This is a genomic window from Micromonospora sp. NPDC049257, assembly GCF_040678915.1.
Lineage (GTDB): Bacteria > Actinomycetota > Actinomycetes > Mycobacteriales > Micromonosporaceae > Micromonospora > Micromonospora antibiotica.
The window spans coordinates 15,518-35,172 of record NZ_JBFAQU010000025.1; the positions used below are offsets into that span (position 1 = coordinate 15,518).

A 19,655-nucleotide genomic window follows, 5' to 3' on the forward strand; every position below is an offset into this window, starting at 1 on the left:
CGGGGTCGGTTACTCGTTCTCGACCGGTGGTCGGTTACTTGTCCCCGACCGCCGGTCGGCACCGACCGCCGGGTGGTCACCTGTCGCTGACCGGTGGTCGGTTACTTGTTCTCGACCGGCATCGGGCAGGAGCCCTCCGGCGCGGTCGGCGCGCCCAGGTCGCCGAGGGACTGGTTGACCTCGGTGGTGGTGGCCAGCTGCTGGAAGCCGTCGCCCAGCACCACGTCGACCGTGTCGTCCTGGCGCTTCGCGTCGTAGTCGCGTTCGGCGTTGTCGAGGAAGAAGGCGCGCAGCAGGTGCGCGGAGCCGACGCCCTTGGGGCCGAAGCGCAGCAGCGCGACGCCGTCGAAGTGCGCGGCGTTGCCCTCCTTCTTGACCTGGAACTTCCGGTTCCGGAAGTCGTCGCCCACGCTGCTGGCCAGGCCCGGCTCCCCGGTGCCGTTCAGGATATTGATCTTGACATCCTGGTAGGTGCGCAGGGACAGGTCGGCCAACGGCCAGCCCTCGGGGCATCCCCTGGCGTTGGCCCCGCTGCCCTGGGTGTCGCGGACCACGGCGACGACGACGAAGACCAGGGCGACGGCCGCCAGCAGTCCGACGACAACGAGTGCTCGCACTCGCGCAAAACTCATCTGGGCGCTCCCCGGACAGTGAGGTGGTGGTGGCGGCGGACGTCGTCGGCGGGCGGTGTCGTCGGCCGTCGAGTACGCCGCTGAGGTTAACGGTTGTCCGGCAGTCGCGTGGAAACAGTCCGACATGCCGGCGCGCCAACCGGGAACGGGGTACTACTACCCCTATCTTCGTGTCGCCTGAGTCACATTGGGAACATCTTGGGTCCCGGGGGCGTACATCTCTGCCGCGAGGGCGGTATACATGCCTCGCCTGGGAGGGGGTAAGGTACCGCGCTCGTCGGTGCTTGCCCCGGAGACCTCGATCCAGAGGCCGTCGGGTGGGGCGACCGACACACATTGGTGGCCGGCCAGTGGGAACCGAAACAGCGTCGCCCGGCGTTACAACCGGAAGCGACAACATCGATATGGGAGAGTGAAACCGATGGCCACCGACTACGACGCCCCGCGTCGCGACGAGGTCGACCTCGGCGAGGACAGCCTGGAAGAGCTCAAGGCCCGGCGGGTCGACTCACAGTCGGGTGCCGTGGACGTCGACGAGGCCGAGGTGGCCGAGAGCTTTGAGCTGCCCGGCGCCGACCTGGCCGACGAGGAGCTGACCGTGAAGGTCCTCCCGATGCAGCAGGACGAGTTCCGATGTGGGCGCTGCTTCCTGGTGCATCACCGCAGCCAGTTGGCAGTCGAGCGCAACGGCGACCTGATCTGCCGTGAGTGCGTCTGAGTACCCACCCCACCGGCGGCGGCCTCCTCGCGGGGCCGCCGCTGCCCGAGCCGCCGTGCGCACACGGCGGGTTGCTGCTTGACTCGTACCGGCGTCCACCGGAACCGGTGGGACCTCGGGAGGGCAGGCAGATGAACGAGCACGGCGAGCGGCATGGCGAGTCCGACCCGGACGGGTCGCTGTCCGACGCCGGGCCGCCCGCCGCCGTACCCGAGGACCGGACCGCCGGGGCTGACCCGGCTGCCCGGCCCGGCGACGAGTTGGGCGCGACGGTGGCGGCGCTGACCGCCGACGACATCGCGCCCGCCCGCCGCCGGCAACTGCTCACCCGACTGGTCGGGCAGGCCCGTGGTCGAGGGCTGGGCGATCTGTTCAAGCCGCGGTCGGCGCTGCGTTGGATGGCCGACACGGTCGCCGACGTCGCGCCGCACGTCCCGGTCCGGGACCTGGCCACCCTGCGGCTGCACTTCCCCGGTCTGGACGACGAGGCGCTCGCCGACCGGCTCGTCCGCAACGCCGCCCGGGCCACCGCCGGGGTGGGCGCGGCCGGCGGCGGCGTCGCCGCGGTGGAGTGGGCCGTCGCGCCGACCCTGCTCTCCGCGCCGGTGCTGCTCGCCGCCGAGACGGTGGCCGTGGTGTCGATCGAGCTGAAGCTGATCGGCGAGCTGCACGAGATCTACGGGGCGCCGCTGCCCACCGGCACGACCCCCAGGACCGTCGCCCTGCTCCAGTCCTGGGCCAGCCAGCGCGGAATCAACCCGATGGTGCCGGGCGCCGGGGTGGGTGCCGTGCTCGGTACCGCCGCCCGCAAGGAACTACGGGACACCCTGCTCAAGCGTTTCGGCCGCAACCTGACCACGCTGGGCCCGTTCCTCACCGGGGCCGCCGTCGCCAGCTACCTCAACCGTCGGGCCACCCGCTCGCTGGCCGACCAACTCCGGCGGGACCTGCGCAAGCAGCGCCGGGAGCTGCCCCCCGGCGGGCTCCCCGCCCTGCCTTGACCTGCCCTGCCTTGACCCGCCCGCTGCACCCGCTCCGAACTGCCCTGCCCCGGGTGAGCCGGTCGGCCCTGCCCGCGAAGGAGCGGTCGACCCTGACCACGGGCGGGAAGGTCTGCCGGGAGCGGCGCAGTGGCGGGGCCGGCGGCGGCGTTCAGGCCGCGTCGCGGGCGGCCAGCAGGGCGGCGGCCAGCTCGGTCGGCCGGCGGGAACTCACCACCCAGAACGGGGTCGGGTCGGCCGGATCGTCGAGCACCACCTGCACCGCGCCGCCGATCCACGGTCGCTGCACCACGAAGGCCAGCGGGTCCGCGCCCACCCCGAGCACCTCGCGCCGGCCCTCGGCGTCGAGCGCGACGGCGTCGGCGACGTACCGCACGGGCAGGTGGGCGTCGTCGACCCACAGCTCACCGCCGTCGACCGCGACCCGGACCCGGCCCAGCCACCACAGCCCGGCCAGGACTGCCGGCAGCAGCAGCACGAACGGCAGCCAGGACCGCACCCCACCGGCACCCATCCACAGCTCGGCGGCGGCGAACCCGGCCAGGGCGAGCCCGGCCAGCCAGCACCACCACGGCAGGCGGAGCCGCTCGGAGTACGTCGGGGCGGCCGCGGCGCGCGGCGTCGACGACGACGGGGAAGGCGACAGGCTCACACTCGCAGGGTACGGAACACGACGGCCGGTCGACCCGGCAGGATGGCAGGGGCACCCCGTGAACGCCGACGGAAGAGGCAGAACGTGACCCACGTCGTACCCGTGCCCGTACGGCAGCTCGACCCGGAGCTGCCGCTGCCCGCGTACGCCCATCCCGGTGACGCCGGCGCCGACCTGGTGGCCGCCGCGGACGTCGAGCTGCCCCCGGGTGGCCGGGCCCTGGTCCCCACCGGTGTGGCGCTGGCCCTGCCGGAGGGCTACGTCGGCCTGGTCCACCCGCGCTCCGGGCTGGCCGCCAGGCTCGGCGTGACGGTGCTCAACGCGCCCGGTACGGTCGACGCCGGCTACCGGGGTGAGATCCTGGTCAACCTGATCAACCACGATCGGGACGCACCGGCGAAGATCTCCCGTGGCGATCGCATCGCGCAACTCGTTGTCCAGCGGGTGGAGCGGGCCGATTTCCAGCCGGTGGCGGTGCTGCCCGGGTCCCGACGGGGGACCGGCGGGCACGGGTCGACCGGCGGCCATGCCGGGCTCGTGCCCCCGCCCGGTGGCCCGGCCGGGCCCGAGGGTGCCGACCGGGCGGGCGAACGGACGGAAGAGGTGGCAGGGTGAGTGCGAACAGCGGAGGGTGGGCGCAGTGATCTTCTCCCGAAAGCGGGCCGACGGTGGGCGGCACGCCCGTGACCAGCGGGCCGACGTCCTCGACTCGTACGAGGCGGCGGGCCCGGCCCGTGGCCCGTACGACCTCGCCGAGGCACCGGACGACGTGCAGCGGCTCGACCTGGGCAGCCTGCACATCCCGGCGGTGCCCGGAGTCGAGGTGCGGGTGCAGGCCGACCCGCAGGGCGTCGTCCAGCAGGTCGTGCTGGTGAACGGCGACAACGCCCTCCAGCTCGGTGTCTTCGCCGCGCCCCGCTCCGAGGGCATCTGGGACGAGGTGCGCGAGGAGATCCGGCAGTCGCTGGTCGGCGACGGCGCCACCGTCCAGGAGACCCGGGGCGAGTACGGCGTCGAGTTGCACGCCCGGGTGCGTACCCCGGACGGGCCGACCGACCTGCGTTTCGTCGGCATCGACGGGCCGCGCTGGATGGTCCGGGGTGTCTACCAGGGCGCGGTCGCCACCGACCCGGCCGCGGCCGGCCCGCTCGCCACCTGCCTGGACGGCCTGGTGGTGGACCGGGGGCAGGAGGCGAAGCCGGTCCGTGAGCCGCTGCCGCTTCGGTTGCCCCGGGAGATGGCCGACCAGGCCGCCGAGGCCCCGAGCGAGAGCTGAGCGACCCCGTCCGGGCCGGAGGCCGTCACCCGAGGGTGGCCGCACCCGGCCCGGACCGCTGTCCGGCGTCGGACCGGGCCGTCGTCGACCGGGTGGTCGTCGGTCGGTCGGGTGGGCCTCGGTCGGGTGGTCGTCGGTCGGTCGGGTGGGCCTCGGTCGGGTGGTCGTCGGTCGGGTGGTCGTCGGTCGGGTGGTCGTCGGTCGGTCGGGTGGGCCTCGGTCGGGTGGTCGTCGGTCGGGTGGGCCCCGGGCTTCGGGCCGGGACCGGCACACCGCACCGACGCCGTCGGGGCCCGATCGGCGTACGCTGGCGGCACGGTCCCGCCCGGGGTCGGGGCAGCGCCGGTGCCGACCGGTCCACCTGGAGAGGGTGACGCGGAGGTCATGTCGACCGACGAGAGCAGGAAGTCACTGCGGGACATCCTGCGCCGGTTCACCGCCAGCGAGGCCGAGATCGAGGCGCAGGAGCTGCGCCGGGAGAGCGCCGAATCCGGTGGCGTGCTGGCCCGGCAGTGCATGCGGGGGCAGGTGGTCTCGGTCGCCGGGCGGCTCCGCACGGTGGTCTACACGCCGCGTACCAACCTGCCCACCCTGGAGGCGGACCTCTACGACGGCAGTGACGTGGTCACCCTGGTCTGGCTGGGTCGGCGGCACATCGCCGGCATCGAGCCGGGCCGGCACCTCACCGCCCGGGGCCGGGTGGCCGTCCGGGACGACCGCAAGGTCATCTACAACCCGTACTACGAGCTGGAGTCGCCGAAGTGACGACAGGACAGCCCCCGGCCACCGAGCCGCAGACCACCCCGACGGACGACGAGCGGCTGCCCAGCCTCGCCGAGCAGATGGCCGACCAGTTGGGCGGCTGGCGCGGGCTGGTCGAGTCCAGCATCCCGGTGGTGGTCTTCGTGCTGGCCAACGTGGTCGGGGAGCTGCGGCCGGCGGTGATCGCCTCGGTCGGGGTGGCGCTGCTGATCGCGGTGGTCCGGCTGGTCCAACGCCGTCCGGTCCGGCACGCCGTCAACGGGCTCTTCGGCGTGGGCATCGGGGCGGCCATCGCCTGGCGTACCGGGGACGAACGGGACTTCTACCTCCCGGGCATCCTCTACGGCATCGGCTACGGCATCGCCCTGCTGCTCTCCGCGGTGATCCGGCAACCCCTGGTGGGGTGGATCTGGTCGGTGCTGGTCGCCAAGGGGCGCTCCGAGTGGCGCGACGACCCCCGGCTGGTGCGCACCTTCACCCAGCTCACCGTGCTCTGGGGAGTGGTGTGGCTGGCCAAGGTCGGGGTGCAGGCCGGGCTCTACCTGGCCCACCAGGACACCGCGCTGGGGGTGGCCCGGCTCGCCCTGGGCTACCCGCCGTACGCGCTGCTGCTGCTGATCACGGTCTGGACGGTGCGCCGGGTGACCCGGGAGAACGCCCCGACGCCGCTGCCGGGCGGCTGACCGGCAGCGCTCACGTCGCGCCCCGGGTCCGTTCCACGCTGTCCGGGCCGAGGATCACCCCGCGCACGTCGTCCTCCACCTGGGCGGTGCACACGAAGATCAGCTCGTCGCCGGCCTCGATCGGGTCGTCAGGGCTGGGCACCAGCACCCGCTTGCCGCGCAGGATCGCCACCAGCGCGGCGTCCCGGGGGAGCGGCACGGCGTGGATCGGCTGGCCGACGTAGGGCGCGGTCGGCGGCAGGGTGATCTCCACCAGGTTCGCCTCGCCCTGCCGGAACGTCATCAACCGGACCAGGTCGCCGACGGTGACCGCCTCCTCGACCAGCGCGGCCATCACCCGGGGCTTGCTGACCGCCACGTCGACGCCCCACTGCTCGGTGAACAACCACTCGTTCTCGGCCCGGTTGACCCGGGCCACCACCCGGGGCACCGCGAACTCGGTCTTGGCCAGCAGGGACACCACCAGGTTGACCTTGTCGTCACCGGTGGCGGCGACCACCACGTCGCAGCCCGCGACGTTCGCCTCCTCCAGGCTGGCCAGCTCGCAGGCGTCAGCCAGCACCCAGTCGGCGGTGGGCACCCGGTCCGGGCGCAGCATCCGCGGCTGTCGTTCGATCAGCATCACCTGGTGGCCGTTGTCGATCAGCTCCTGGGCGATCGACCGGCCCACGTTGCCGGCGCCCGCGATGGCGATCCGCATGGCTCAGTGCCCTCCTTCGGGCGGCGTCGCGGCCACCGCGGTGACCGAGGCGGCGATGTCGTCGGTGACCAGCACGTAGAGCTGGTCACCCTCCTGTACGACGCTGGAGGCGGTGGGCAGCATGCCGATGCCGAACCGGGTCAGGTACGCCACCCTGGTCCCCGCCGTCTGCTCCAGTTGGCTCAGCGGTCGACCGATCCAGTCCTTGTGCACCGGCACCTCGATGATCGACACGGTGCTGGTCGGGTCCCGGAAGATCTCCACGTTGCCCTCGGGGACCAGGTGGCGCAGCATCCGGTCGGCCGTCCAGCGGACGGTGGCGACGGTGGGGATGCCGAGCCGCTCGTAGACCTGGGCCCGGCGCTGGTCGTAGATCCGGGCCGCGACCCGGGAGACGCCGAACGTCTCGCGGGCCAGCCGGGCCGAGATGATGTTGGAGTTGTCGCCGCTGGAGACGGCGGCGAAGGCGTCCGCCCGCTCGATGCCGGCCTGACGCAGCACCTCGCCGTCGAAGCCGGCACCGGTGACGGTGATCCCGGCGAAGTCGGGGCCGAGGCGGCGGAACGCGTCGGCGTCGTGGTCGATCACCGCCACCGAGTGCCCCCGGGACTCCAGGCTCTGGGCCAGCGTCGAGCCGACCCGCCCACAGCCCATGATCACGACGTGCACGGTGTCCCTCCCAAGGTGCGCCTGCGTCCGGCGACTGTCGTCTGCGAGCCTGCCACGTCCACCCCGCCGACGGGGGACCGAACCGTACCGCGCCGGGGCGTGGGAGCGGGATCAGGCACCCCCCGGCGACCACCATCCGGTGGTCGTACCCTTAGCGCTTGTGGCCAGTCCCACCTCGCTGCTGAAGCGACTCCTCGTCGGTCGACCGTTCCGGTCCGACCGGCTCCAGCACACCCTCCTGCCCAAGCGCATCGCCCTGCCGGTCTTCGCCTCCGACGCGCTGTCCAGCGTCGCGTACGCCCCCGACGAGATCCTGCTTACCCTCTCCATCGCCGGCGCGTCGGCGTTCCTGTTCTCCCCGTGGATCGCCCTCGCGGTGGTCGTGGTCATGCTGACCGTGGTGGCCAGCTACCGGCAGAACGTGCACGCCTACCCCTCCGGCGGTGGCGACTACGAGGTGGCGACGGTCAACCTGGGTCCCCGGGCCGGGCTGGCGGTGGGCAGCGCGCTGCTTGTCGACTACGTGCTGACCGTCGCCGTGTCGGTCTCCTCCGGGGTGGCCAACCTCGGTTCGGTGGTGCCCTTCGTGGCCACCCACAAGGTGCTGATCGCGGTGACCGCGGTGGTGCTGTTGACCGCGATGAACCTGCGCGGGCTGCGTGAGTCCGGCACCGCGTTCGCCATCCCGACGTACGGCTTCGTGATCGTCATCGGCGGCATGATCCTCACCGGGCTGGTCCGGTACTTCATCCTCGGCGACGACCTGCGCGCCCCCAGCGCCGGGCTGGAGATCCAGGCCGAGCACAGCGTGACCGGCTTCGCGCTGATCTTCCTGCTGCTGCGGACCTTCTCCTCCGGCTGCGCCGCGCTGACCGGGGTCGAGGCGATCTCCAACGGGGTGCCGGCGTTCAAGGCCCCGAAGAGCCGCAACGCGGCCACCACCCTGCTGCTGCTCGGCACGATCTCGGTGTCCATGCTGGTCGGCATCATCTGGCTGGCCCGGCTGACCGGCCTGCAGTTCGTCGAGGACCCGAACACGCAGATCCTCTCCGGCCCCGACGGGTACGTGCAGAAGACCGTCACCACCCAGCTCGGCGAGACCGTCTTCGGCGGCGGGTCGGTGCTGCTCTACGTGGTCGCCGGGATGACCGCGCTGATCCTGTTCCTGGCCGCGAACACCGCGTTCAACGGCTTCCCGGTGCTCGGTTCGATCCTCGCCCAGGACCGCTACCTGCCCCGGCAACTGCACACCCGGGGCGACCGGCTGGCGTTCTCCAACGGCATCGTCTTCCTCGCCGTCTTCGCGATCGTGCTGATCGTCGGTTTCCAGGCCGAGGTGACCCGGCTGATCCAGCTCTACATCGTCGGCGTCTTCGTCTCGTTCACGCTCTCCCAGGCCGGCATGATCCGGCACTGGAACCGGCACCTGCGCACCGAGCGTGACCCGCAGGCCCGCCGCCGGATGTTCCGCTCCCGGGCGATCAACGCGTTCGGCATGGCGATGACCGGCACCGTCCTGGTCATCGTGCTGATCACCAAGTTCCTGCTCGGCGCGTGGATCGCCATCGCCGCGATGGCGGTGATCTACGTGCTGATGCTGGCCATCCGCCGGCACTACGACCGGATCGCCGCCGAGCTGGAGCCGACCGAGGTGCGCGGGGTGCTGCCCGCCCGCAACCACGCCATCGTGCTGGTCAGCAAGCTGCACCAGCCGACCCTGCGGGCCATCGCGTACGCCCGCGCCACCCGGCCGGACACGCTGACCGCGGTCACCGTCAACGTGGACGAGAAGGACACCCGGCAGCTCCAGCAGGAGTGGGAGCGGCGGGAAGTGCCGGTGCCGCTGACCGTGGTCGACTCGCCGTACCGGGAGATCACCAGGCCGATCCTGAACTTCGTGGCGAACACCCGCCGGGAGTCGCCCCGCGACGTGGTCACCGTCTTCATCCCCGAGTACGTCGTGGGCCACTGGTGGGAGAACCTGCTGCACAACCAGAGCGCGCTGCGGCTCAAGGGCCGGCTGCTCTTCGAGCCGGGCGTGATGGTGACCAGTGTGCCCTGGCAGTTGGCGTCCACCGCGACCAAGAACCTCGACCGGCTGGACGAGACGTTGAGCCGTACCCCCGCCCGGGGTCCCCGGGTCGCGCCGCGCAGCACCCTGCCGCCGCCCGCCCCGCCGGTGACCGCCGTCCCGTCGGGCGAGCCCGACCCGTCGACCGGAGACCGCCCGTGACCGCCCGATCCCGCCCCACCCGTTCCGCGACCACCGCCCGTTCCGGCCCGGCCGGATCCGAGGCAGCCGGGTCCGAGGCGGGACGGTCCGAGGCAGCCGGGTCCGAGGCGGGACGGTCCGAGGGGGCCGGGTCCGAGGTGGGACGGTCGGCGGTCGGGGCCGGTGGGTCCGGGGCGGAGCGGCGGCCCGGGCTGGAGGAGGCCGAGCGGGTCGAGTTGACAGTCGACGCGGTCGCCCCCGGTGGGCACTGCGTGGCCCGGGTCGACGGCCAGGTGGTCTTCGTCCGGCACGCGTTGCCCGGTGAGCGGGTGATCGCCGAGGTGACCGAGCTGCACCGGGGCTTCGCCCGGGCCGACGCCGTCGAGATCGTCGCGGCGGCACCGGAGCGGGTCACCCCGCCCTGCCCGTACGCCCGGCCGGGCGGTTGTGGTGGTTGCGACCTGCAACATGTGGCCCCGGCCGCCCAGCTCGGCTGGAAGGCGGCAGTGGTCCGTGAGCAGCTCACCCGGCTGGGCGGGCTCACCGACGCCGAGATCGACGGGCTGCGGGTCACCGTGGAGCCGCTGCCCGGTGGGCAACTGGGCTGGCGCTCCCGGGTCCGCTACGCGGTCGACGCCGCCGGCCGGGCCGGGCTGCTCAAGCACCGCTCGCACGAGGTGGTGCCGATCGACCGCTGCCTGATCGCCCACCCGGCGATCCAGGAACTGCCGCTGCTCGGTCGGCCCTGGCCGACGGCCGAGTCGGTGGAGGTCGTCGCCTCGACCGGCGGCGACGTCGTGGTCACCGCCCTGACCGACGGGGTGCCCACCCTGGTCGACCTGCCCGGCCCGCCGGCTACGACCGTCGACGTCCCGGATGGGCCGGCGGCCGAGGTCGACGGACCGGCGACGGTACTGGAGGTCGACGGGCCGGCGACGGTACGGGAGGTCGCCGCCGGTCGGAACTGGACGCTGCCGGCCGGCGGGTTCTGGCAGGTGCACCCGGCCGCCGCCGACACCCTGGTCGACGCGGTCCTCGACCTGCTCGCCCCGCAGCCCGGCGAGTCCGCCTGGGACCTGTACGGCGGGGCGGGCCTGTTCGCCGGCGCGCTCGCCGCCCGGGTCGGCCCGGACGCCCGGGTCACCGTGGTCGAGTCCGCCGCCGAGGGGGTCGCCGCCGCCCGGCGCAACCTGGCCGACCTGTCCCGGGTCGAGGTGGTCGCCGCCCGGGTGGAGACCGCGTTGGCCCGCCGCCGGATCACCGGCCCGGTCGACCTGGTGGTGCTCGATCCGCCGCGTACCGGTGCGGGTGCGGCGGTGGTCCGGGACATGATCGCCGCCGACCCCCGGGCGATCGCCTACGTGGCCTGCGACCCGGCCGCCTTCGCCCGGGACGTGCGCACCTTCACCCGGGCCGGCTGGCGGCTCGCCGCCCTGCGCGGCTACGACCTGTTCCCGATGACCCAGCACGTCGAACTGGTCGGCCTGTTCCTGCCGCCGCCCGCTGACTAACCTGGCCCGATGAGGATCGTCGGGCTGATGTCGGGCACCTCCTACGACGGGGTGGACGTGGTCGCCGCCGAGTTCACCGCCGTCGGGCAGACCCTGCGGATGCGGGCGTTGGGGCACCGGGAGTTGGGCTACGACGCGGAGTTGCGGGAGCGGATCGGGGCGGTGCTGCCGCCGAACCCGACCACGGTCGAGGCGGTCTGCCGGCTCGACAACGCCCTCGGTGCGGTGTTCGCCGACGCCGCCGCACTCGGCGTCGCGCTGGCCGGCGGGCGGGCCGACGCCGTCGTCTCCCCCGGGCAGACGGTCTTCCACTGGGTCGCCGGCGGCACCGTGCACGGCACCCTCCAGCTCGGTGCGCCGGCCCGGGTCGCCGCCCGGGTGGGCGTACCCGTGCTGTCGGACCTGCGGTCGGCGGACGTCGCCGCCGGTGGCCAGGGCGCCCCGCTGGTCCCCGCCTTCGACGCCCTGCTGCTCGCCCCCGACGACCCGGCCGGGGCGCGCGGTGACCTGGGCGGGCGACCCGGCGGCGGGGTACGGGCGGCGCTCAACCTGGGCGGCATCGCCAACCTCACCGTGGTCGCCCCGGACGCACCCGTGCTCGGGTACGACGTGGGCCCGGCCAACGCCCTGCTCGACGCGGCGGCCCGCCGGTTCCTCGACCGGCCCTGCGACGTCGACGGGGTACGGGCGGCGGCCGGCCGGGTACACCCCGGGTTGCTGGCGCTGCTGCTCGCCGAGCCCTACTACGCGGCACCACCGCCCAAGTCCACCGGCAAGGAGCTGTTCCACCCCGGCTACCTCGACGAACGGCTGGCGGCGCTGGGGGAGCCGGTCGTCCCGGACGACGTGTTCGCCACGCTGACCGAGTTGACCGCCCGGACGGTCGCCGCCGCCTGCGCGCGGCACCGGGTGACCGAGGTGGTGGGGGCCGGTGGTGGGGTACGCAATCCGACCCTGTGGGGTCGGCTGGCCGCCCTCGGTATCGGCCGCTGGGCGCTGCGGACCACCGACGAGCTGGGGGTGCCCGCCCAGGCCCGGGAGGCGTACGCGTTCGCTCTGCTGGGCTGGCTGTCCTGGCACGGCCTGCCGGGGGCGCTGCCCTCGGTGACCGGGGCCCGCCGGGCGGCCGTGCTGGGGTCCTGGACCCCGTCCGGGCCGCCGGCCGGGGTGACCGGGACGCTCCCGCCGCGTCGACTGGTCGTGCTGCGCTGATCGGGGCCCCCACCAGCGATGATCCACGGCCGCACTGCGGAGTGTGCGGCGGCCGATAGACTCTCTCGTCATGAGTGTTGACGAGGACACGGCCCACCACGGCCGGCTGCTGGGCACCGTGCGTGGTCCGCAGGACGTGAAGCGGATGACCGGCGAACAGCTGGACATCCTCGCCGCCGAGATCCGTGACTTCCTGATCGCCAAGGTCTCCCGCACGGGTGGGCACGTCGGCCCCAACCTGGGGGTGGTGGAGCTGACCCTGGCCATGCACCGGGTCTTCGACTCCCCGCGCGACCGGCTCCTGTTCGACACCGGCCACCAGTCGTACGTGCACAAGATCCTCACCGGCCGGCAGGACGGCTTCGACAAGCTCCGCCAGCGCGGTGGCCTCTCCGGCTACCCCAGCCAGGCCGAGAGCGAGCACGACCTGATCGAGAACTCGCACGCCTCCACCGCCCTGTCCTACGCCGACGGGCTGGCCAAGGCGTACGCCCTGCGTGGCGAGCAGCGCAGCGTGGTCGCCGTGGTCGGCGACGGCGCACTCACCGGCGGCATGTGCTGGGAGGCGCTGAACAACATCGCCACCGCCGGCAACCGGCTGGTGATCGTGGTCAACGACAACGGCCGCTCCTACTCGCCGACCATCGGCGGCCTGGCCGACCACCTGTCGTCGCTGCGGCTCAACCCCGGCTACGAAAAGGTCCTCGACACGGTCAAGGACGCCCTCGGCAACACCCCGTTCGTCGGCAAGCCGATGTACGAGGTGCTGCACGCGGTCAAGAAGGGCATCAAGGACGCGGTCGCCCCGCAGGCGATGTTCGAGGACCTCGGCATCAAGTACGTCGGCCCGGTCGACGGGCACGACATCGCCGCCGTCGAGTCGGCGCTGCGCGCGGCCAAGAACTTCGGCGGCCCGGTGATCGTGCACGCGGTGACCCGCAAGGGCTACGGCTACCGCCCGGCCGAGGAGGACGAGGCGGACTGCCTGCACGGTCCGGGCGCGTTCGACGCCGAGACCGGCAAGCTGCTCGCCGCCCCGTCGGTGAAGTGGACCCAGGTCTTCGCCGACGAGCTGGTCGCCATCGCCGACGAACGGCCCGACGTGGTGGGCATCACCGCCGCGATGGCCGAGCCCACCGGCATCGCCACCCTGGCCCGCAAGCACCCCCACCGGGTGTACGACGTGGGCATCGCCGAGCAGCACGCCGCCACCTCGGCGGCCGGCCTGGCGATGGGCGGGCTGCACCCGGTGGTGGCCGTCTACGCGACCTTCCTGAACCGCGCGTTCGACCAGGTGTTGCTGGACGTGGCGATGCACCGGCTGCCGGTGACCTTCGTGCTGGACCGGGCCGGCATCACCGGGCCGGACGGGCCGAGCCACTACGGCATCTGGGACATGTCGGTCTTCGGGGTGGTGCCGGGCCTGCGGATCGCCGCCCCCCGCGACTCCGCCAGCCTCCGCGAGGAGCTGCGCGAGGCGATCGCCGTCGACGACGGTCCCACCATCGTCCGGTTCCCCACCGGCACCGTCGCCGCCGACCTGCCGGCCATCCGCCGGGTCGGCCCGGTCGACGTGCTGGCCGAGTCGGCCCGTACCGACGTGCTGCTGGTGGCGGTCGGCTCGTTCGGGCTGCTCGGGATGGAGGTGGCGTCCCGGCTGGCCGAGCAGGGCTACGGCGTCACCGTGGTCGACCCGCGCTGGGTGCGTCCGGTGCCGGCCGAGCTGGTCGAGCTGGCCGCCGGACACCGCCTCGTGGTCAGTGTCGAGGACGGCGTACGCATCGGTGGTGTCGGTGACGCGCTGGGCCAGGCGCTGCGCGACGCCGACGTCCGGGTGCCGCTGCGCGACCTCGGCGTACCGGCCGACTGGCACCCGCACGGCACCCGCGCGCAGATCCTGGCCGACCTGCGGCTGACCGCGCAGGACGTGGCCCGCGACGTCACCGGCTGGATCTCCGGCCTAGACGGCGACGCCCCCACTGTGGAAACCGTCCGCCTCCCCGCCCGCGACGCCACCCCCAACTGACCCACCGGCGACCCCACAGGGGCGGTCACGGCACTGCCGTGACCGCCCCTACCCCGTCTCCCGTCTCCCGCCCCGCCGTCCGCCGCCCGTCGCCGCCGTCGCTGACCCCGGTGATCAAGAAGTTTGCGTCAATCCCTCCCGTGATCAAGAGGTTTGCGTCAATCCAGTGATCAACTTTGACGCAAACCTCTTGATCACCGGGGCGGGGGCGAGCCGGGGCGGGGAGGGGAGGGGAGGGGGGAGGGCGGGGGTCAGCGGCCGCCGGCGGAGCGGTAGTAGGTTTTTTCGGCGGTGGCCAGGCTGAAGGTCTGGCGGGCGGCGGGCAGTGGGACGACCACCAGGCCGGGGCGGTCCACCAGGCGGGGGGTGCCGGGCGGCACCGACAGGGACGCGTCCCGGTTGCCCCGCCAGGTCAGCACCACCAGCGGCTGCCCCGGCACCGGCAGGACGTACGTCTGGAGCGGGTTGGACCGGTCGGCGGGGGAGACCACCGGCGTGCCGTCGCCGGCCGGGCGGTAGACCACCGCGGTCATCGTCCCCGCGTCGGTCTCCCAGGTCAGCTGCTCCAGGTCACCGGGGTCGGCTCCGCCGCCCAGCATCATCTCGCCGATCGCCCGGACGGCAACCTTCTCCATCGGCCACGACTCGGGCACCGAGCGGGGGGCGTCCCGGTCGCCGATGCGGCGCGGGATGCTCCCGAACGGCCCCTGCTCGTCGGCGAGCATGCAGGTGTCCAACCCGTCGAGGGCCCGCCGGCCGGAGCCGGTGTCGTCGCGGACCAGGGGGTACCTCGGGTCGGCGGTGGCGACGCCCAGGTCGAGCAGGCGGTCGGCGGCCCGCCCCCGGGGCAGCGACTCGGTGGCCCGCAGGGTGGCCGTCACCGGCACCGCCCGGCACTCGGGCACCTTGACCGCGCCGGTCAGCCCGTCGGTCAGCAGCAGCGCCCGACCGTCCGGGCCGAGCAGGCGTTCCACCCGGCCGGAGGTCAGGTAACGCCGGCCGTCGGGCAGGTGCAGCGGGAGCACGTCGGCGTAGACCAGGTAACCCGGGTCGGTGTACTCGCTGGCCCGGGTCACCTCGTACCGGCCGTCGCGACCGGTGAGCTGAAGCAGCCAGGAGGCGCTCTCCCCGGGCACGTCGGCGGCGACCAGGGCCAGCGGGACGCCGTCGACCGCACCCGACCACAGGATGCCCGACGACGGCAGGTGGGCGCGGTCGTCGATCGGGGATCGCCAGGCACGGACCGCCTCGGTCACCGCCGACGTCGCCGTGGCGTCCCCGGCGAGCGACCCGCGGGGCGGCCACACCGCGCGGGTGCCGTCCAGGCTGTCGTAGCCGACCCGCAGCTCGCGGGCCTGACGCCCGGCGACCGGGCCGCACGCCGGGACGGTCAGCAGCAGACCGAGCAGCACGGCGACAGTCGTGCCACGACGGCGAACCGAAGCCATCCCTACGCCCCCGATCGCGTCGCCGTCGTTGTCGGAAGCCCACATGGTACGCAACGCCCGGTGACGCCCCGCAGCCGTGTCCCCGATGACCACAAGGGACACCAGAGTGAATTTCGGGCTTTTTCCCGGCTCCGGTAGACTCCGCCGACTGTGACGTCTGCCGAGCCCCGTGGCGCCTCCGCACCGGCCCCCGACGACTCCGAGGGCCCTGCCCGCGGCACGACGGCCACCGCGACAGCGCCCCCACCCGTGACCCGTACCACCCCCGCCGACCTGCGTATCACCGGAGTGCCGGCACCCGTGGACCGGACCGTCGAGGCGACGCCGGTCGACGCGCCACCGGTGGAGGCCGCGCCCGTCGGGGCAGCCGACGGGTCGGAAGTCGACGGCGACGGCACGGCGGCGGTGGGCGTACCGGAGCGGGGGGCGGCGGACACGGACGGTGACGGCGCGACGCCGGCCGCGTGGTGGCGGCGCTGGCGCTGGACCGCCCGCCGCAAGGACCTGGTGGTGTACGGCATCTTCCTGCTCGTCGCCCTCTGGGTGACCAGCCGGATCTGGGCCGACCCGGCCGGCCGGGTGGCCTCGCTCTACAGCAGCGACCCGGCGCAGGTGCAGTTCTTCCTGGCCCACTCGGTGCGGGTGGTGCTGCACGGGGAGTTCCCGTTCTACACCGACCAGTTCAACTTCCCCGACGGCGTCAACCTGATGGCCAACACGGCGGTGCTGGCGCTGGGCATCCCGATGGTGCCGGTCACCCTGCTGTTCGGGCCGGCGGTGTCCTTCGTGGTGCTGGTCACCCTCGGCCTCGCCGGCACTGCCGCCGCCTGGTACCACGTGTTGTCCCGGCACTTGGTGCGGCGGCGGCTCGCCGCGGCGGTCGGCGGCTGGTTCTGCGGGTTCTCCCCGGCGATGCTCTCGCACGCCAACTGGCACCCCAACATCATCAGCCAGTTCCTGCTGCCGTTCATCGTGTGGCGGGTGATGGTGCTGACCCGTTCCACCCGGCCGCTGCGCGACGGTCTGCTGCTCGCCGTGCTGGTCACCGGGCAGGCGTTCATCAACGAGGAGATCCTGCTCTTCACCGCCCTGGCCTGCGGCATCTTCCTGATCGCCATGGTGGCCCAGCGGCCGGCGCTCTGGTCGGCGGCGTGGCGGCCCCTGGCCAAGGGGGTGGCCGCCTGCGCGGTGCTGGCCGGGGCGCTGCTGGCGTACCCGCTCTACATCCAGTTCGCCGGGCCGATGGCCTACCACGGGCTCAGCGACGCGGTGCAGGACTACGGCAACGACATCGCCGCCTTCTTCGCCCCCGGCTCGCCGACCTTCGGCGGCAACGAACGGGCCAACGTCAACCTGGCCCCGAACTACTCCGAGGAGAACGCCTTCTTCGGCTGGAGCCTGTCGCTGATCGCCGTCGGCATCGTGCTCTGGCTGCGCCGCGAACGCCTCGTCCGGGCGCTCGCCGTCACCGGCGCGTTCTTCGCGCTGCTCTCCCTCGGCGAGCGGATCTCCTGGTGGGGGCGGGACCTGGTCACCGGGCCGTGGGAACTGCTGGTGCGGCTGCCGCTGCTGGACGCGGTGGTGCCCACCCGGTTCGCGCTGATCACCTCCGTGGTGATCGGCATGCTGCTGGCGCTGGCGGTGCAGCGGGCCTGGACGTTGCGCGGCGCGCAGTGGCGGCACGCCAAGACCGTCACGGTGGCCGCCCTGGTGCTGGCCCTGCTGCCGATCGTGCCGATGCCGCTGAAGGTGACCTCCCGCCCGCCGGTGCCGGACTTCATCACCGCCGACCGCTGGCGGGAGTACGTCGGCCCCGGGCAGACCCTGGTGCCGGTTCCCGTGCCCAGCATGGGCAACACCCACGGGATGCGCTGGGCGGCGGCCACCAACCTGGACTTCAAGATCCCCGGTGGCTACTTCCTCGCCCCGCGCAACGGCAACACCGGTGACCCGGGGCGGTTCGGCGGGCGGCCCAGCGGCATCGGGCAGCTCCTCGACGAGGTCGCCACCACCGGGCGTACCACCAAACTGGACGACCGGCAGCGCCGCCGCAGCCTGGACGAGCTGCGGCACTGGAACGCCGCCGTGCTGGTGCTGCCGTTGCGCCAGCACAACGCGGAGCCGCTGCGCCGGACCGTCGAGCAGTTGGTCGGCCCCGCCCGCCGGGAACTCGACGTGTGGGTGTGGGACGTCCGGCCGCTGTCCGCCCGCACCGCCTGACTGTTCCGGTCGAGCCGGGCTGGACTGCGCGACGGGCCGGGCGGGTCAGCCGACCAGCGGGCGGACGTCCCAGAGCCAGACGTCGTCGACCCGCTGCGCCGGGCCGAGCAGGCCGGTCATCAGGTCCCGCAGCACCGCCTCGCGCGGATGGGCGCCCAGCACCACCACCGAGGCCCGCCAGAACCGCAGGTCCGCCACCGCCTGCCGACGGTTCTCCTCGGTCAGGGCGGGCACCGTGCCGGCGTCCATGGTGGCGTAGACCAGGGTGCTGGTCGGCCGGTTCGGGGCACCGAAGACACCCTGACCCAGCTCGTTGGGGCCGATGAAGTAACCGCCGGGCACCGGGAACTCGTGCCCGGTCAGCGCGCTCCACCGCAGCGTGGACAGGCCGTGCACGTTGCTCGGGATCGGCACCGGGACCAGGGTGCGCCCGTCCGGGACGTACGGCCGCCAGCCGCCCGCGGTGATGAAGTGCGGTGGCAGGTCGATGTGCTGCGCGGGCAGCGGACGGGGGAACAGCGGCAGCACCGCCAGCGCGATCGCCGCGTACCCGACCGGGCGGACCCAGCGGCGGCGGGCCGGTGGCCCCGACGGGTCGGTCGCGGCGGTGTCCCCGGCGACGGTGTCGTCGGCGGCGGCGCGCGGCGCGGGCACCCGGGGCCGGCCTCGGCCGCCTACCGCGTCCCAGGCCAGCGCGAGCAGGACGCCGACCGCGCCGGTCACCACCAGGGTCAGCCGGGTCGGCATCATCATCTCGACAAGCGGCAGATCGTCGGAGATGTACGCCCACGGGCCGTCGATGGTGGTCTCCACCCCGTTGAACCGCACCTTGGGGCCGATCGCCGCGACGGTGAAGACCACCACCAGCACACCGGCGATCCGGGCGGCCAGCGACCGCCGCCAGAGCAGCACCAGGGCGGCCACCGCGACCAGCACCAGCGGCCAGCCGAACCAGGTGTTCTGCTCGGTCAGTCCGATGGTCTTCTCGACCGCCTCGTCCCCGGCCACCGTGTCCCGGGCGAAGGTGACGAAGGCCATCAGGTCCTCGCCCCAGTTGTGGAACACCCCGCCCTGCAACCCCCGGTAGGACTGCGGCCCGTTGAACTGGTACCAGATCGGGTACGCGGTGAGCAGCAGCGCCAGCCCGCCGCCGACCCCGAGCGCGGCCAGGAAGCCACCGGCCCGGGCGCGGGCCTCGCGGGGCCGCTGCACCACGTACGCCACCACCGCCACCAGGCAGGCCAGCGCGGTCAGCAGCAGCATCTCCTCGTTGATGAAGACCTGGTACGCCACCAGCAGCCCCAGCACCAGCCCGTCGCGGCGCCACCGGCCGGGCCGGCCCAGCAGCAGCACCCGGGTCACGATCACCGGCAGCAGGAAGTTGGAGACGAAGTTGGGCTGCCCGTTGGCGTGGTGCACGATGCCCGGGGCGAAACCGAGGAACGCGCCGCCGACGAACGCGCCGGCCCGCGAGCGCACCAGGTGCCGGGAGAGCATCCAGTACGAGGTGGCCGCCGTCGCGGCGAGCGCCCCGCCCAGATAGAGCGCGTAGGTCACCTGCGGGCCGAACAGCAGCGTGACCGGGGCCAGCGGGATGGTCATCCCCAGCAGCGAGGTGTTCGCCATCATGTTCACCCCGTCCGGGGCGTTCTGCCGGGCGCTGAACAGCGGGTTCTCCAGGTGCCGCACCGAGTACGCGCCGTGGGTGAACAGCCACTCGAACCAGCTGTGGTCGGTCGGCAGGTGGGACGACACCCGATGCTGCACGTCCACCCAGTAGTTCAGGCACACCAGAACGCCGATCAGCACATAGGCTCCGATGGCGAGCACGTCGGCCCGGCCCGGCCGACGGCGGGGCCGCCGGTGCGGGTCTGTCGCGTCCGGCTCGACGGCGTCGGGCACGGACGTCGGGTTCAACGAGGGATCTACCACC

Annotated in this window: 17 protein-coding genes; 11 read left to right on the forward strand and 6 right to left on the reverse strand. The window is 73.4% G+C overall.

Features of this window, described 5'->3' with window-relative positions:
- Positions 1-101: 101 nt before the first annotated feature.
- Complete coding sequence (locus AB0K25_RS26225) at positions 102-617, reverse strand: LytR C-terminal domain-containing protein (RefSeq protein ID WP_208569585.1); 516 nt, start codon at positions 615-617, stop codon at positions 102-104.
- Between the two features lie 436 nt (positions 618-1,053).
- Here AB0K25_RS26225 and AB0K25_RS26230 point away from each other — a divergent pair, with 436 nt between their 5' ends.
- Together AB0K25_RS26230 and AB0K25_RS26235 are read left to right on the forward strand one after the other, a co-directional pair.
- Positions 1,054-1,350 carry a DUF4193 domain-containing protein gene (locus AB0K25_RS26230; protein ID WP_067315205.1) on the forward strand — a complete coding sequence of 99 codons (297 nt, stop codon included), beginning with the start codon at positions 1,054-1,056 and terminating at the stop codon, positions 1,348-1,350.
- A gap of 131 nt (positions 1,351-1,481) precedes the next feature.
- Positions 1,482-2,351 (forward strand): hypothetical protein, encoded by an 870-nt coding sequence (locus AB0K25_RS26235; RefSeq protein WP_357537758.1) that lies wholly within the window; start codon positions 1,482-1,484, stop codon positions 2,349-2,351.
- 151 nt (positions 2,352-2,502) lie between these two features.
- On the opposite strand, the gene AB0K25_RS26240 is transcribed toward AB0K25_RS26235, so the two are convergent.
- Positions 2,503-2,997, reverse strand: a complete 495-nt coding sequence (locus tag AB0K25_RS26240) for a DUF3093 domain-containing protein (protein WP_357537824.1) — start codon at positions 2,995-2,997, stop codon at positions 2,503-2,505.
- Positions 2,998-3,045: 48 nt separating this feature from the next.
- On the opposite strand from AB0K25_RS26240, the gene dut reads away from it, so the two are divergent.
- From dut to AB0K25_RS26260, 4 genes are all read left to right on the forward strand, one after another.
- Positions 3,046-3,618: a dUTP diphosphatase gene (gene dut, locus AB0K25_RS26245; RefSeq protein ID WP_255599141.1), complete on the forward strand. Its 573-nt coding sequence runs from the start codon at positions 3,046-3,048 to the stop codon at positions 3,616-3,618.
- A gap of 25 nt (positions 3,619-3,643) precedes the next feature.
- The gene (locus AB0K25_RS26250) at positions 3,644-4,279 is read left to right on the forward strand and encodes a DUF3710 domain-containing protein (protein ID WP_208569536.1); all 636 of its coding nucleotides are present in this window, start codon (positions 3,644-3,646) and stop codon (positions 4,277-4,279) included.
- A gap of 384 nt (positions 4,280-4,663) precedes the next feature.
- Complete coding sequence (locus AB0K25_RS26255; protein ID WP_208569535.1) at positions 4,664-5,044, forward strand: OB-fold nucleic acid binding domain-containing protein; 381 nt, start codon at positions 4,664-4,666, stop codon at positions 5,042-5,044.
- A complete protein-coding gene (locus AB0K25_RS26260; protein WP_219468678.1) occupies positions 5,041-5,724 on the forward strand; it encodes a DUF3159 domain-containing protein in 684 nt (227 codons plus the stop codon). The genes AB0K25_RS26255 and AB0K25_RS26260 overlap by 4 nt, the downstream gene beginning before the upstream one ends.
- Before the next feature lie 10 nt (positions 5,725-5,734).
- Here AB0K25_RS26260 and AB0K25_RS26265 read toward each other — a convergent pair whose 3' ends face one another.
- Together AB0K25_RS26265 and AB0K25_RS26270 are read right to left on the reverse strand one after the other, a co-directional pair.
- Entirely contained in the window at positions 5,735-6,424 is a 690-nt protein-coding gene (locus AB0K25_RS26265; protein WP_208569533.1) for a TrkA family potassium uptake protein, read from the reverse strand.
- A gap of 3 nt (positions 6,425-6,427) precedes the next feature.
- The gene (locus AB0K25_RS26270) at positions 6,428-7,093 is read right to left on the reverse strand and encodes a TrkA family potassium uptake protein (protein ID WP_208569532.1); all 666 of its coding nucleotides are present in this window, start codon (positions 7,091-7,093) and stop codon (positions 6,428-6,430) included.
- A gap of 160 nt (positions 7,094-7,253) precedes the next feature.
- Between AB0K25_RS26270 and AB0K25_RS26275 the strand changes: the two genes are divergently transcribed.
- From AB0K25_RS26275 to dxs, 4 genes are all read left to right on the forward strand, one after another.
- The gene (locus AB0K25_RS26275) at positions 7,254-9,326 is read left to right on the forward strand and encodes an APC family permease (RefSeq protein ID WP_357537755.1); all 2,073 of its coding nucleotides are present in this window, start codon (positions 7,254-7,256) and stop codon (positions 9,324-9,326) included.
- 137 nt (positions 9,327-9,463) lie between these two features.
- A complete protein-coding gene (locus tag AB0K25_RS26280) occupies positions 9,464-10,816 on the forward strand; it encodes a TRAM domain-containing protein (protein WP_363823253.1) in 1,353 nt (450 codons plus the stop codon).
- Between the two features lie 9 nt (positions 10,817-10,825).
- Complete coding sequence (locus AB0K25_RS26285) at positions 10,826-12,028, forward strand: anhydro-N-acetylmuramic acid kinase (RefSeq protein WP_363823256.1); 1,203 nt, start codon at positions 10,826-10,828, stop codon at positions 12,026-12,028.
- 70 nt (positions 12,029-12,098) lie between these two features.
- Positions 12,099-14,054, forward strand: a complete 1,956-nt coding sequence (gene dxs, locus AB0K25_RS26290) for a 1-deoxy-D-xylulose-5-phosphate synthase (protein WP_363823258.1) — start codon at positions 12,099-12,101, stop codon at positions 14,052-14,054.
- Between the two features lie 251 nt (positions 14,055-14,305).
- Here the strand turns inward: dxs and AB0K25_RS26295 are convergent, their stop codons facing one another.
- Positions 14,306-15,502 carry a hypothetical protein gene (locus tag AB0K25_RS26295; protein ID WP_357537749.1) on the reverse strand — a complete coding sequence of 399 codons (1,197 nt, stop codon included), beginning with the start codon at positions 15,500-15,502 and terminating at the stop codon, positions 14,306-14,308.
- A 249-nt stretch (positions 15,503-15,751) separates the two neighbouring features.
- On the opposite strand from AB0K25_RS26295, the gene AB0K25_RS26300 reads away from it, so the two are divergent.
- Positions 15,752-17,722, forward strand: a complete 1,971-nt coding sequence (locus tag AB0K25_RS26300; protein WP_308291062.1) for a hypothetical protein — start codon at positions 15,752-15,754, stop codon at positions 17,720-17,722.
- A 45-nt stretch (positions 17,723-17,767) separates the two neighbouring features.
- Here the strand turns inward: AB0K25_RS26300 and AB0K25_RS26305 are convergent, their stop codons facing one another.
- Positions 17,768-19,624, reverse strand: coding sequence for a hypothetical protein (locus AB0K25_RS26305; protein ID WP_308291134.1), 1,857 nt, complete (start codon positions 19,622-19,624; stop codon positions 17,768-17,770).
- Positions 19,625-19,655: the final 31 nt, after the last annotated feature.